Genomic DNA, 13,958 nt, shown 5'->3' with positions numbered 1-13,958 from the left:
GGTGAGCGGCTTCACGGAAGCGAAGACCGCGGACGGGCGGAGCCGTCAGACGCGTTCCAGGACGATCACGGGGATCTCCCGGTCCGTCTTGGTCTGGTAGTCGTCGTAGTCGGGCCAGACCTCGGCCATCCGGCGCCACATCTCCGGCTTCTCCTCCGGGGTCGCGGTGCGGGCGCGGGCCGTGAAGCGGTCGCCCTTCACCTGGACGCGCACCTCGGGGTCGGCCTGGATGTTGAGGTACCACAGGGGAGGCGCGTCGCTGCCGCCGTGGGAGGCGACGATCAGGAAGTCGTCACCGTGGGGCCGGTAGATGAGGGGGGTGCTGCGCTGCTCGCCGCTCTTGCGGCCGGTGGTGGTGAGGATCAGCGTGGTCGTCCCGTTCTGCCAGTCGTGTCCCACCTCGCCGTCGGTCTCCTGGTAGCGCTTGACATGCTCTTTACCGAACAGCATCTGCCGTCTCCTTCTGCGTGTCGCTCTGCCCTCGGCATCCGCGTGGGGACGCCCTTCGGGCCCGTGCGAATCCGACCGTAACAACGTCCACACGGCGGCGGCCGTTGTGCGGCGCGTGCCGCGCGCCGCCTGTCCGAGACAGTCAACAGCGGTCCGGAGGCAGTTATTCCGATGCGCCGCCACGGCGATTACCGGGGCAGTCTGCCCAGTTGCAACGTGTCGGCGAAGGAGTCTTCCCACGTGCGCCATTTACCGGCGACTTCCGAGGGCTTTACATATGCGTACGCGTAACCGTACTCACCCTCGTACGCGTGCTCCGCCGCGACGGGTGTCCGCCCACGCGCGTCGCCCCCGGCGTAACCGTCGGCGTAACCGTCCTGGATTTCCGACTCGTCGATCAGTGAGGGGCTGGCCCGGTCCATCCGCAGAGCGTCCACGGATTCCGCGAGAAGTTCATATTCCGTCGTTTCGTCGCGCGTGGCGACGCGAATGAGATGACCTGCCGCCAGATGTTCCGCGACCCGGTCCTGATGGGCCTGATTGTCGCGCCAGGCCCGCAGCATCTGGGGTACGTCAGGGGCGGTGTCCGCCAGGGGGGCGAGCGCCTGCGCGGGGAAATTGTCATTGTCGGGGCTCGGATCGAGGCGTTCCGCAATCCAGGTCGCCCGGTCCCGTAACCACCACAGTGCAAGTGACAGAGTGGGTGCGCGATACGTTCCCAGAGGTACGCCTATACGCTGGCCGCCACTGACTCCGTAGGCGGTGACATGGCACAGGAATTCATCATGCACGGCCGCTCTCCTCGCGCCGTTCATTGGTGGCCCGATGGCCTGGGACGTAATGCTTTGGTGCCGAAGGTGCGGTGGCGAGGGCGATTCCCGGAGAGCAGAATGAATGATCTTTTGGGGCGCCCCAACGTATTATTATGTAGTTCGCCGACCGAGTGTCACTGCATCATTCTGGCCAGAGTTCGAGGGTGTTAATCCCTTCCATGGCCGAATTTCGGTCGCGGCGCGAGAGCCCGTCCGCTCGTGGCGGAGACGGCCGCCGTTCCCCAACCGCCTTGCACCGCACCGACCTTGACGTTCACTGTATGGAGTAGCAGTGGAACGCTGCGGCACAGGACAACAGGGGGGCACATGGCAACGGGGAGAGACAGTGACGAACAGGGGACGGGCGGGGACCCGGAAGCGGGCAGAGACCCGGCCGCCGACGCGGGGGGAAGCGCCGGCGAGCCCAACGACGCGGTACCGCCGTCGGCGCAGGTGCCGGCACAGCGGCCGCTGACACCACCTCCGCCCACCGCACCGCCCGCGTCACCGCCGGGCCGGCCCCCGGTGACACCGCCGCCACCGGCCCAGCCTCCGGCCTTCGGCCCTCCCCCGCCGGCGTTCGGCCCTCCTCCCCCGCCCGCCGCTCCTCCCCAGCCAGTCGGACCGCCGCCCGCGTCCGGTCACGTCGCCGCCGTCGGGCTCCTCAACCTCACCGGCCTCGGGCTCGGTTACGCCCTGATCCGCGACTGGCTCCGGCTCGCCCTGGCCCTGGCGGCGACCGGGCTGTTCCTGCTCCTCGTGCTGCCCGCCGACACCGACGGCGTATCCGGCCTTCTGGTCGCGCTGTACGCCCTGGTGCTGATCGGCGCGGCCCTCGACGGCGCCCGGCGCGCGCGTGTCCCGGTCCCGCGGCCGCCGCTGGTGCTCCCCGCCCTGCGGCCCGCCCTGGCCGTCGCCCTGGCTCTCGTACTGCTCGCCATACCGGTGGGCGGGGCGGTCGCCTACGAGGCGGCGCAGGACGAGGCCGTCGAGCGGATGCTGCTCGGCAGGCTCGACGAGGCCGACAAGAAGGTCGCGGCGACGCGCGACAGCGGCAGCAGCGGCGAGGACAAGAGCGCGGGGTTCACGGCCGCCCTCGGCGTCTACCGCGAACTCGGCGAGAACGAGGGGGATTCGAGGGCCGGCAAACTCGTGCCCAAGCGGCTGGCGGCGTTCTACGACGCCGTGTCCGTCCCGTACACCCAGAAGAAGTACTGCGAGGCGGTCGACGCCCTCAAGTACCTGCGTGACGTGCCGGATTCGGTCGACGACGCCCTGCTCGGCAAGCTGGCCAAGTGGCCCGACCAGCCGTTGGCCACCTCGTTCCTGGAGTGCGGGAAGCTGGGACTGGCCGCGGGCGAGTCGGGCACCGATGGCGGTGAACTGGCCGAACTCATCTCCACGTTCCCGGAGTCGACGCAGGCGGCGGCCGTGAAGCCGGCCGTCGACGCGGCGATCAAGGAGCGGGCCGGGAAGCTGGGCGGGGCCGACCCGTGCACGTCCACCACGGAGTTGGAGAACATCTCCGCGATGGTGAACTCCTTCGAGACGGACACCGCGGCTCTGAAGAAGAGCGCCGCGTCGGCCGTGGAGTCCGGCACCTACGCGTGCGGCGTGGACCAGTTCAAGGACAAGCATTTCGACCTCGCCCTGGAGACGCTGACCGCGTTCCGGTCCACGTACAAGGACAGCAAGCGCAAGGACCGCGCGCGGGACATCGCCATCGCCGCCGAGATCGCCGCGGAGCGCGGGGCGGCCGGCAAGCGGCTGCCGCCGGAGAAGGCGCCCGGCGGTCCCCGGCTGGAAGTGGTGATCAGCAACGACGCCTCGGACGCGGTGGAGATCCTCTACACCGGGCCCGTGACCGGCACGATCAAGATCAAGGCGTGCGGCGGCTGCGAGAACTACTCCAGCTACGACGCGGTCAACAGGGCCTGCAAGGACTCCGGCAAGGGCTATCCGAAGAAGACGCTACGGCTGCCCGTGGGTGACTACCACTTCCTGCTCAAGCACTCCGGGGACGCGGCCGACGATGTCACCAGCACGACCGACGGGATGTCGATCGATCCCGGCTACTCGTACACGTACTGCAGCTATGTGGTCGAGTCGGGCCCGTTCGACTCCATCCGGCCGGTGGACCCGATCGACCCGGTGCTGGCCAGGTAGGGCCTGCCTCGTAGGATCCACGGCATGGGTATGAGCTGAGCACACGAGCGTGGTCCGAGACCACCAAGCGGCAGCCCGGCAGCCACCGGGCCGCGTTCGTGTGCCGTCAGCCCATTCCCAGGAGAGACCAGCCCCATGCCCCTGCCGTACGTATCGTCCTCCCCCGTCCTGAACCGTCGCGTCCAGCGGCTGCGTGAACTCGCCGAGGCCGAACCCCGCCTGGACGGCGTCCTGTTGTACGGGTCGTGGACCCTCGGGGAGGCGGACGAGCACTCCGATCTCGACGCGTATCTCTTCGTCCGGGACGCGGACGCCGACACCTTCGACGGGCGGGAGTTCGTCGAGCGGCTGGCGCCGCTGAAGCTGGCCCACACCAATATGCACGGGATCCTCGCCGTGGTCTTCGAGGACCTGATGCGCGGGGAGTTCCACGTCGATCCGGCGGGTCCCGGCATCGATCTGATCCCGTCGTGGGAGGGGATGGTGCACCTCCCCGACCCCGGCTCCGCCGTCCTGCTGGACCGCACCGGGCGGCTGACCGCCGCCGCGCGCCGGCTCGCCGGGTTCCGGCCGCCGGAGCCGGTGTCCACGGCCCAGGAGCTGTGCGACGAACTCGCCAACTGGACGCTGATGCTGGCGCATGTACGGGCGCGGGGCGAGACCGCCCGCGCGTACAACCTGCTGCACGCCGTCGTCGCACCACTGCAGTTGAAGCTCTGCCGGCTGTTGCGCGGTTCCACGGCGCACTGGCTCACGCCGAGCCGCGCACTGGAACGGGACCTGCCGGAGGCCGACCGCGCGCGCCATCTCGCGACCACCGGCGGGGCGCGTCCCGCCGAACTCCGGGCGGCGGCGCTGGAGAGCTGGCGGTGGAGCCGCGACCTGGCCGCCGAGGCGGCGGCGCGCTGGGGCACCGTACTGCCGCTTCAACTGCACGACGAGATCGCGGAGTCGCTGGCCGGGGAGTGAGTCCCGGGGGGTGAATTGATTCAAGTACGGGGGTGGTGACCCGGCCGGGACGCGACCGCGATCAGGGGGCTCGGGCAGCGCCGTGCAGGGCGGCCAACAGGGAGTCGTACAGCATCTTGACACCCGTCCGCAGCGCCACCTACCTTCTCAATGAATCGATTCATTCATCGATCAGGGACCGAAGGAAGCCGCTTGATGACGCCCTCCCCCGAAGCCGCTCAGGCCCCGCAGGCCCCCCAGGCCGCCGAACTCCTGGCACGTTCCCACCGTCTGGGCGCCGACCCGCGCAACACCAACTACGCGGGCGGCAACACCTCCGCCAAGGGCCTGGCCCCCGACCCGGTGAGCGGCGCCGACACCGAGCTGATGTGGGTGAAGGGCTCCGGCGGGGATCTGGGCACGCTCACCGGGCCGGGCCTGGCCGTACTCCGGCTCGACCGGCTGCGGGCGCTCGCCGAGGTCTATCCGGGTGTGGAGCGCGAGGACGAGATGGTCGCAGCCTTCGACTACTGCCTGCACGGCAAGGGCGGCGCGGCCCCCTCCATCGACACCGCCATGCACGGTCTGGTGGACGCCGCGCACGTCGATCATCTGCACCCCGACTCCGGCATCGCGCTCGCCTGCGCGGCCGACGGCGAGGCGCTGACGGCGGAGTGCTTCGGCGAGCGTGTGGTGTGGGTGCCCTGGCGGCGGCCCGGGTTCCAACTCGGCCTGGACATCGCCGCGGTGAAGGAGGCCAACCCTCGGGCGATCGGCTGTGTGCTCGGCGGCCACGGCATCACCGCGTGGGGCGACACCTCGCGGGAGTGCGAGGAGAACTCGCTGAGCATCATCCGTGAGGCCGAGCGGTTCCTCGCGAAGCGCGGCAGGCCGGAGCCGTTCGGGCCGCCGCTGGACGGGTACGGTCCGCTGCCCGAGGACGAACGGCGGGCGCGCGCCGCCGAGCTGGCCCCCCTGCTGCGCGGGCTGGCCTCGACGGACCGGCCGCAGGTGGGTCACTTCACCGACAGCGAGCCCGTGCTGGACTTCCTGGCCCGCGCCGAGCACCCGCGTCTCGCGGCCCTCGGCACGTCGTGCCCGGACCACTTCCTCCGTACGAAGGTCCGGCCGCTGGTCCTCGATCTGCCGGCCTCCGCGCCGCTCGACGAGGTGACGGCGCGCTTCGCGCGGCTGCACGAGGAGTACCGCGCCGAGTACGCCGCCTACTACGACCGGCACGCCGACGCCGACTCGCCGGCGATGCGCGGCGCCGACCCGGCGATCGTGCTGGTGCCGGGCGTGGGCATGTTCTCGTACGGCAAGGACAAGCAGACGGCGCGGGTGGCCGGCGAGTTCTATCTCAACGCGATCAATGTGATGCGGGGCGCCGAGGCGGTCTCGTCGTACGCGCCGATCGACGAGTCGGAGAAGTTCCGGATCGAGTACTGGGCGCTGGAGGAGGCGAAGCTCCGGCGGATGCCCGCCGCCAAGCCGCTGGCCACCCGCGTCGCGCTGGTGACCGGCGGCGGGTCGGGCATCGGGAAGGCCATCGCGCACCGGCTGGCGGCCGAGGGCGCGTGCGTGGTAGTCGCCGACGTGAACGCCGAGAGCGCGTCGGAGGTCGCCGGTGAACTGGGCGGCCCGGACCGGGCGTTGGCGGTCACGGTCGACGTGACCGACGAGGAGGCGATCGCCGCCGCCTTCCGCGCGGCGGTGCTCGCCTTCGGGGGTGTGGACCTGGTCGTCAACAACGCCGGCATCTCGATCTCGAAACCCCTGCTGGAGACGACCGCGCGGGACTGGGACCTTCAGCACGACATCATGGCGCGCGGCTCGTTCCTGGTCTCGCGGGAGGCCGCGCGGGTCATGACGGGGCAGTCGATGGGCGGCGACATCGTCTACATCACGTCGAAGAACGCGGTGTTCGCCGGTCCCAACAACATCGCCTACTCGGCGACGAAGGCGGACCAGGCGCACCAGGTCCGGCTGCTGGCGGCGGAGTTGGGCGAGCACGGGATCCGGGTCAACGGTGTCAACCCGGACGGGGTGGTGCGTGGGTCGGGAATCTTCGCGGCGGGCTGGGGGGCGCGGCGGGCGGCGGTGTACGGGGTGACGGAGGAGAAGCTGGGCGAGTTCTACGCGCAGCGGACGCTGCTCAAGCGCGAGGTGCTGCCGGAGCATGTGGCGAACGCGGTGTTCGCCCTGACCGGCGGCGATCTCACGCACACCACCGGTCTGCACGTTCCCGTCGACGCGGGTGTCGCCGCGGCGTTCCTGCGCTGAGGGGCGGGGAGAGCCGGGGAGCCGAGAGAGCAGGGGGCACCACCGTGTCGTACACCGATTCCTCGGCTTCGGCTTTCGTCGCCGTCGACCTGGGTGCCACCAGCGGCCGCGTGATGGCGGGGCGGGTGGGCCGGGCGGGGGCGGGGACGCTGGATCTGACCGAGGTCCATCGCTTCGCGAACCGGCCGGTGCGGCTGCCGGGCAGCCTGCGGTGGGACGTGCTCGCTCTCTATCAGGGCGTGCTCGACGGCCTCGGCCTCGCGGCTCGTAGTCACGACGTCACGTCGATCGGGATCGACAGCTGGGCGGTCGACTACGGGCTCCTCGACGCGGACGGGCAGCTGCTCGGCAATCCGTATCACTACCGGGACACCCGGACCGACGGCATGGGCGAGCGGGTCTGGGAGACGGTCCCGGCCGACGAGCTGTACCGGATCACCGGGCTGCAGCATCTGCCGTTCAACACGGTCTTCCAGTTGGCGGCGGCTGCGGGTGGCGCCCAACTGGCCGCCGCGAGAACGCTGTTGATGATTCCGGATCTGCTCACGTACTGGCTCACCGGCAGTGTCGGCGCGGAGGCCACCAACGCGTCCACGACGGGGCTGTTCGACGCGCGTGCGGGCGACTGGTCGCCCGCGCTGATGGGCCGGCTGGGCATCGACCCGAGCCTGTTCCCGCCGATCCGGCGGCCGGGGGACGCCGCCGGGACGCTGCTGCCGTACGTGGCGGCCGAGACCGGCCTGCCGGAGTCCACGCCGGTCACGGCCGTGGCGTCCCACGACACGGCTTCGGCGGTGGCCGCCGTCCCCGCGACCGGGCCGGGCTTCGCGTACCTCTCGTGCGGTACGTGGTCACTGGCCGGTCTCGAACTGGCCGAGCCGGTGGTCACGGAGGCTTCCAGGGCCGCGAACTTCACCAACGAGCTTGGGGTGGACGGCAGTTACCGCTTCCTGCGCAATGTCATGGGACTGTGGCTGCTGTCGGAGACTCTGCGCACCTGGGCGGACCGTGGACTGCCCGCCGAACTGGGGCCGTTGATGGAACAGGCGGCGCGGTCGCGACCGTTCGCCGCTCTGGTCGACCCGGACGACCCGTCGTTCCTCGCGCCGGGCGACATGCCTGGCCGTATCGCCGCGTACTGCGCGCGCACCGGCCAGCGGCCGCCCGACGACCGGGCGGCGACGGTCCGTTGCATCCTGGAGAGCCTCGCGCTGGCGCACCGCGCGACGCTGCGTACGGCGGCCGAGCTGTCCGGCACCGACGTCCGGGTGGTGCACCTGGTGGGGGGTGGCAGCCGTAACGAACTGCTCTGCCAACTGACGGCGGACGCCACGGGATTGCCGGTGGTGGCGGGACCGGCGGAGGCCACCGCGCTCGGCAACATCCTCGTCCAGGCACGGGCCCGAGGTCTCGTCGGTGACCGCTCCGAGATGCGTCAACTGGTGGCACGGACGCAGCCGTTGCGCCGGTACGAGCCGCAGGGCGACGGGTGGGCGTGGTCGGCGGCCGCGGCGCGGATCGGCCTCTGAAGCGCGCATGGACACGGACCCGGCATAGGAGTCGGAGTCGTGTGAGGGGGTTCAGCTCGCCGTGGCTCGGTGCTCGACGGCTCCGTGTGCGACGGCCGGACGCTCGACGGCCCGGTCCAGCCACTCGGCCAGCAGCGCGCGCTCGATGGCGGTGAGCGTCGGCAGCCGGGGCACGACGGTCCGGAACGCGACGGCGGCCGCGGTCACGTCGTCCTCGGCGGGCACGGACACGTCGGTCAGGATCGACCGCGTCACCGTGTCGTACATCGCGTCGGCGAGGCCGAGGTCCCGCTCCTCCGGTGGTGCGGCGAGCAGGGTCAGCACGGCGCCGGTGCCGGCGGCGTGAATGAGCGCGACGGCGCGGCTCTCCGAGACGCGCAGCCGGCCGGTCGCCGCGACACGGCGTACGCGGGCGCGCAGGACCTCCAGCCCCGCGGCCTCCGCCGGTGAGCGAGTGGCACGGCCGGGATCCATGAGAAGGCCGAAGAGCGCCGCGTTGGCCAGGCCGAAGCCGACATGCGCGTCCCACCCCGCCCGGAGGTCCGCGAGGGGGTCGTCGCTCTCCTCCACCAGCGTCTTTCCCGCGACATGGAGGGCGAAGACATGCTCCGCGACGGCGTCGAGCAGGCCGTCCTTGTCGCCGAACAGACGGTAGATCGTCGGCGCCTGCACGCCGGCGGCCTGGGCGACACCACGGGTGGTGACGGCGTTCGGACCCTGTTCGCGCAGGAGCCGCGCCGCGACCTCCACGAGGTTCGCGCGCGTCTCGCTCCTGCCGGCCCCGCCGGGCTTCGTCTCGACCATGAATCAACGATAACGGGTTACCGCTATCGATGCGTTATCGTTGGAATCGCACTTCAGTTTCCATCGATAACATCAGAGACGACACGAGGTCGAATCATGATCATCATCACCGGCGCCACCGGCAAGCTCGGTTCCCTGATCGTCCAGCGGCTGCTCGAACGGATCCCCGTGGAGCGGGTCGGCGTCAGCGTCCGTGACACGGACCGCGCCGCCGGCCTTGTCGCACATGGCGTCCGGGTACGGCGCGGCGACTTCACGGACCCCGAATCGCTCGTCGGCGCGTTCGAAGGCGCCACACAGGTGCTCATCGTCTCGGCGAGCGAGACCGGCGACGCGGCGGTCGCCCAGCACACCGCGGCGATCGACGCCGCCCGTGCCGCCGGGGCCGAGCGCATCCTGTACACGAGCCACCAGGCCACCGCCGCCGATTCGCTGTTCGCGCCCATGCCCGACCACGCCGCGACCGAGCGGTACCTGGCAGCGACGGGCACGCCGTACACGGCGCTGCGCAACGGGTTCTACGCGAGCACCGTCCCGCTCCTCCTGGGCCAGGCACTCGAAACCGGCGAACTCGTCGCGCCCGCCGACGGCCCCGTCTCCTGGACCACCCACGCCGACCTCGCCGAGGCGGCGGCGATCGTCCTCGCGGACGAAGGGCGGTTCGACGGGGCGACTCCCCCATTGACCGGGCCGGACGCGCTCGACCTCGAAGACATCGCGGGCATCCTCACCGAACTCACCGGCCGCACCGTCCGCCGCGTCGTCGCCGACGACGAGGAGTGGACGGCCGGTCTGATCGGCCACGGGGTACCCGAGAGCCAGGCGAACATGCTGCTCGGTATGTTCCACGCGTCCCGGCGCGGTGAGTTCACCACCACCGGTCCCGCGCTGACGAACCTTCTCGGGCGGGACGCCACGCCGCTCCGCTCGGTCCTGGAGGAGTCCGCCACGCCGCGCTGAGCTGCTGGGTCCTGACCGGCGGACCTTTCCTACCAGCCGGCGATCGGGGCCGCCGCGTGGCTGACCGGGACGGTGTGGGTGATCCACGAAGCGCCGGCGAGGAGATGGAGCAGGAAGGACGTCGGCTCGGGCAGGTAGTGGGGGATGCCCTCGCGCAGCGCGAGTCCGCTCTGGAGGTGGGTGCTGGGGGCGACGGCGAGGGTGCTGTTCGCGTAGCCGGCCGTGACCGGGCGGTGGACATGGCCCGCGAGGACGCGGGCCACGTTCGGGTGCCGTACGAGCACATCGGCGAGCGCGTCGCCGTCCGCCAGCCGCATACCGTCCAGGAACGGAATGCCGACAGGCACCGGCGGGTGGTGCAGACACACGAACGCCGGTACGTCGGGCCGGCGGGCCAAGTCCCTGTCGAGCCGGTCGAGTTGCTCCGGCCCGAGCCGCCCACCGCCCTCACCGGGCACCGAGGAGTCCAGTGCCACGAGGGTGAGTCCGGGCAACTCGGCGACGTAGTACGCCTCGTGCGCACCCGCCATGTGGCCGGTCCCGCCGAACGCGTCGACCAGCGCGCCGGGTTCGTCGTGGTTGCCCGCCACGAGGAACAGCGCCAGCGGGAAGCGTCCGATCACCTCGCGCAGCAGCGCGTACTCCTCCGGTGCTCCCCGCTCCACCAGATCCCCGGTGATCACCACGCAGTCCGGCGGCGGATCGAGGACGAGAACGCGCCCGAGCGCCCGGCGCAGCCCTTCCACGGGCGCGCCGCCCAGCGGGCCGGTGGTGAGGTGGGGGTCGCTGAGGTGTGCCACGGAGAGAGCCATAAGCACACCCTGCCCCGGCCCGGCCATGCGCACGAGGACGTCGACCACTGATGTTCCCGGCGGACCGGCTGAGGTACGGTGCCTGCCATGGGCCCGTACTCGAACCACCGTGCAGTGGAGCCGCGTCTCAGCGGCCCCCGCGGTGAGTGCGCGCCCCGCGGCCTCAGCTTTCTGCTGCGCCGTGGCCGGGTGGGGTCCCCGCCCGTCTGTTGTTGTCGCTGTCGCTGACCTCCGGTAGCGCCGCGCCCGTACCGTCACGGTCCTGACGGCCACCGCCTCGTCGTATCCGCCGCCCGCGCCCACGCGCCCGTGACGGGTCGGCCCGCTCCCTTCCCCACCGGTTCGTTCTCCCGAGGAGCCTCGTGACCATCGCAGCCATATCCGCGTCGGACGCCTCCGCCGTTCCCGCGCTCCGTGATCCCCACATCCCCGCCGACGGCCTGTACGAGGGGCATCGGGAGCTGCGCCGCGTTCCCGAGGGCTGGGAGGACCGGCCGTACGAACTCTTCGGACTCGTCCCGCAGTCCCGCACCATCGGCGCCGAGATCCACGGGCTGGATCTGTCGGTACCGCCGTCCCCCGCCGTGCGGGACGAGCTGAATCGCGCCCTGCTGGAGTGGAAGGTCCTCTTCTTCCGGGGGCAGCGTCTGTCCTCCGGCGCGCAGCGCGCCTTCGCCCTCAACTGGGGCGAGTTGGAGACCAATCCGCTGCTGGCGGCGGGGGATGCCAAGGACGTGGTGCGTTTCGACCGTACGGCCGTCCCCACCTTCGAGAACGTGTGGCACACGGACGTCACCTTCCGGGAGCGGCCCGCGATGGGCGCCGTGCTGCAACTGCGCGAGGTGCCGCCCGCCGGGGGCGACACGATGTGGGCCGACATGGCGGTGGCGTACGACAATCTGCCGCGCGAGGTGAAGGAGCGGATCGACGGCGCTGTCGCCGTGCACGACTTCGTGCCGGGCTTCGCGCGGTTCTCCCCCGCCGAACGGCTCGCCCGGTTCCAGGACGTCTTCCCGCCGGTGGAGCACCCCGTGGTGCGCACGCATCCGGAGACGGGACGGCGGATGCTGTTCGTGAACACGTCGTTCACCACCCGGATCGTGGGGCTCGCGCGGGCGGAGAGCGACCGGCTGCTGCGGTTGCTCTTCCAGCAGGCGCATGTGCCCGAGTACCAGGTCCGGTTCCGCTGGCAGGCGGGCGACATCGCCTTCTGGGACAACCGCGCCACGCAGCACTACGCGGTCGCGGACTACGGCACGCACCGGCGGGTCGCCGAACGCGTCGCCATAGCGGGCGACCGTCCGTACTGACCGCCGTACCGACCGCCGTACGGACCGCCTGACCGCGCCCCCGGCACCGTGCCACGGGCGCGAGCGAAGAGGCGTCGCGGGCGCCGGCTACTTCTCCTCGGTGAGACCCGCGATGCGCTCGCGGTAGGCGGCGATCTCGCGTTCGGTGAGAGCCAGACGCCCGGGGCCCGCCTCGTTGGCGGCCAGGGAGGTGGCCTGCTCCATCGCGCGGTACAGCGGGCCCGGCAGATTGAGCAGGAGCTGGCCGTGCTCGGCGGTCTCGATCACCATCCACGAGTTACGGTCGGCGACACCTTCCCCGATGACGTTCGGCTCGATGGTGCTGGCGGCGATGACGGTCAGGACAGGGGGGATCGGGGTCTCTTCGCTCATGTCTTCCTCCCTATCAGGGTGGCTCCGGCGGTGCCCAGCGATCGCGGCGAGTTCCCCCTCACACAGCCCGTCCGGCCGTGCCGGCCACCCGCCGCCCGCGCCCGTCCGTGTCCTGTCATGCCGTCCGTGTCATGTCGTGCGGTCCGCTCGGCTGCTGCCGCCCGCCCGGACCTGCGATGCTGGTAGGAGCCTGCCGGTGAGGAGGCGGTCGCCATGCCGAACGAGAGCGCGGCCCCCGACCCCGGCGAGCGGCTGCTCGAAGAGCTGCTCGCCGAGGCACACGCAGCGGCCCCGATGGACCTTCCGGAGCTGGTCAACCGCTGTGCCGAGGCGCTCGGTCTCGACCAGATCGTGGTCTATCTGGTCGACATCCAGCAGCGGCAGCTCGTCCCGCTCGCCGACGGAATGCCCAACCTCGATGTGAACGCCACGACGGGCGGGCGCGCGTATCGCTCGCTCGACCTGCGGATCGAGGAGTTGGAGAACGGCGTTCTCAACGCGTGGCTACCACTGATCGACGGAGCGGAACGGCTCGGCGTGCTCAGCATCAGGGCGGACGCCATCGACGCGGTAAGGCTGCGCCGCTGCCGGATGATCGCGTCCGTGCTCGCCATGGCGATCACCTCGAAGCGGGCGTACAGCGACAGCCTGGCGCGGTACGCCCGTACGGAGCGCATGGAGCTGCCCGCCGAGATGCTGCGCGCCTTCCTGCCGCCGCGGACCATCGGCAACGCCCGCGCGCTGTCCACGGCGGTGCTGGAGCCGGCGTACGAGATCGGCGGCGACGCCTTCGACCACTCGCTGACCCGCTCGACACTGCACGTCGACATCTTCGACTCGATGGGCCACGACCTGGCGGCGGGCCTGACCACGGCCGTCGCGCTGGCGGGCTGCCGCAGCGCCCGGCGGGACGGTGGCGATCTCCCCACGCTGGTGGACACCGTCGATCTGGCGCTCGCGCGCTGGCTGCCGGATCAGTACTGCACGGGCATCGTCACCCAGCTGGATCTCGTGAGCGGCCTTTTCCGGTGGTGCAACTGCGGGCATCCGCCGCCCCTGCTGATCCGGGGAGACCGCGTACTGCACGGCGAGTTGGAGCGGCCGGCCCAGCCGCCGATGGGGCTGCGCGCCCGGTTCTGCGAGACCCCCCGCACGGTCAACGAGGCGCAACTGGAGCCCGCGGACCGGGTGTTGCTCTACACGGACGGAGTCGTCGAGTCAGGGGCGGGCGACCGCACGGAGTTCGGGCTCGACCGGTTCACGGACTCCATCATCCGGGCGACCGCGGCCGGTGAACTGGCCCCCGAGGCGCTGCGCCGCCTCATCCACTCGATTCTCGACGCCCATGACAACCGACTGCGCGACGACGCCACACTGCTGCTCGTCGAATGGCGGCCCCCCGCCGCCTGAGAATCTCCGCACCCGGCGGTCTCCGCGCCTGAGAACCCGCGCGCCGACGAACCCGCGCGCCGACCGCGCCGACAATGCCGGGAACGGGGCGCGGCGTGGGTC

Annotated in this window: 11 protein-coding genes and 1 pseudogene; 7 read left to right on the top strand and 5 right to left on the bottom strand. The window is 71.3% G+C overall.

Annotation, left to right across the window (positions count from 1 at the left end; genetic code table 11):
* Positions 1–45: 45 nt before the first annotated feature.
* On the bottom strand, positions 46–450 hold the full coding sequence (locus ACFUN8_RS33760) for a nitroreductase family deazaflavin-dependent oxidoreductase (protein WP_383646223.1): 405 nt from the start codon (positions 448–450) through the stop codon (positions 46–48).
* A gap of 395 nt (positions 451–845) precedes the next feature.
* Positions 846–1,241 (bottom strand): annotated as a pseudogene (locus ACFUN8_RS33755) (hypothetical protein); the annotation flags it as partial.
* Between the two features lie 348 nt (positions 1,242–1,589).
* Here ACFUN8_RS33755 and ACFUN8_RS33750 point away from each other — a divergent pair.
* The 4 genes from ACFUN8_RS33750 (at position 1,590) to ACFUN8_RS33735 (ending at position 8,188) form a co-directional block, all read left to right on the top strand.
* Positions 1,590–3,428 carry a hypothetical protein gene (locus ACFUN8_RS33750; protein ID WP_383646220.1) on the top strand — a complete coding sequence of 613 codons (1,839 nt, stop codon included), beginning with the start codon at positions 1,590–1,592 and terminating at the stop codon, positions 3,426–3,428.
* A gap of 135 nt (positions 3,429–3,563) precedes the next feature.
* Positions 3,564–4,397 (top strand): nucleotidyltransferase domain-containing protein, encoded by an 834-nt coding sequence (locus ACFUN8_RS33745; protein WP_383646217.1) that lies wholly within the window; start codon positions 3,564–3,566, stop codon positions 4,395–4,397.
* 195 nt (positions 4,398–4,592) lie between these two features.
* On the top strand, positions 4,593–6,659 hold the full coding sequence (locus tag ACFUN8_RS33740) for a bifunctional aldolase/short-chain dehydrogenase (protein WP_383646214.1): 2,067 nt from the start codon (positions 4,593–4,595) through the stop codon (positions 6,657–6,659).
* 113 nt (positions 6,660–6,772) lie between these two features.
* Positions 6,773–8,188, top strand: a complete 1,416-nt coding sequence (locus tag ACFUN8_RS33735; protein ID WP_383646229.1) for a rhamnulokinase family protein — start codon at positions 6,773–6,775, stop codon at positions 8,186–8,188.
* A 51-nt stretch (positions 8,189–8,239) separates the two neighbouring features.
* On the opposite strand, the gene ACFUN8_RS33730 is transcribed toward ACFUN8_RS33735, so the two are convergent.
* Positions 8,240–8,992: a TetR/AcrR family transcriptional regulator gene (locus tag ACFUN8_RS33730; protein ID WP_383646211.1), complete on the bottom strand. Its 753-nt coding sequence runs from the start codon at positions 8,990–8,992 to the stop codon at positions 8,240–8,242.
* Between the two features lie 96 nt (positions 8,993–9,088).
* Between ACFUN8_RS33730 and ACFUN8_RS33725 the strand changes: the two genes are divergently transcribed.
* Positions 9,089–9,952 (top strand): NAD(P)H-binding protein, encoded by an 864-nt coding sequence (locus ACFUN8_RS33725; RefSeq protein ID WP_383646207.1) that lies wholly within the window; start codon positions 9,089–9,091, stop codon positions 9,950–9,952.
* Between the two features lie 29 nt (positions 9,953–9,981).
* On the opposite strand, the gene ACFUN8_RS33720 is transcribed toward ACFUN8_RS33725, so the two are convergent.
* Positions 9,982–10,764, bottom strand: a complete 783-nt coding sequence (locus ACFUN8_RS33720) for a phosphodiesterase (protein WP_383646204.1) — start codon at positions 10,762–10,764, stop codon at positions 9,982–9,984.
* A 368-nt stretch (positions 10,765–11,132) separates the two neighbouring features.
* On the opposite strand from ACFUN8_RS33720, the gene ACFUN8_RS33715 reads away from it, so the two are divergent.
* Entirely contained in the window at positions 11,133–12,074 is a 942-nt protein-coding gene (locus tag ACFUN8_RS33715) for a TauD/TfdA dioxygenase family protein (RefSeq protein ID WP_383646226.1), read from the top strand.
* An 87-nt stretch (positions 12,075–12,161) separates the two neighbouring features.
* On the opposite strand, the gene ACFUN8_RS33710 is transcribed toward ACFUN8_RS33715, so the two are convergent.
* Positions 12,162–12,446 (bottom strand): hypothetical protein, encoded by a 285-nt coding sequence (locus tag ACFUN8_RS33710; protein WP_354602955.1) that lies wholly within the window; start codon positions 12,444–12,446, stop codon positions 12,162–12,164.
* 213 nt (positions 12,447–12,659) lie between these two features.
* Between ACFUN8_RS33710 and ACFUN8_RS33705 the strand changes: the two genes are divergently transcribed.
* On the top strand, positions 12,660–13,856 hold the full coding sequence (locus ACFUN8_RS33705) for a PP2C family protein-serine/threonine phosphatase (RefSeq protein ID WP_383646201.1): 1,197 nt from the start codon (positions 12,660–12,662) through the stop codon (positions 13,854–13,856).
* Positions 13,857–13,958 lie beyond the last annotated feature (102 nt).

It is taken from the genome of Streptomyces sp. NPDC057307 (genome assembly GCF_042667665.1).
GTDB lineage: Bacteria > Actinomycetota > Actinomycetes > Streptomycetales > Streptomycetaceae > Streptomyces.
Note: the sequence above shows the minus strand (reverse complement) of the source record. Positions and strands in the feature narration are given on the sequence as shown.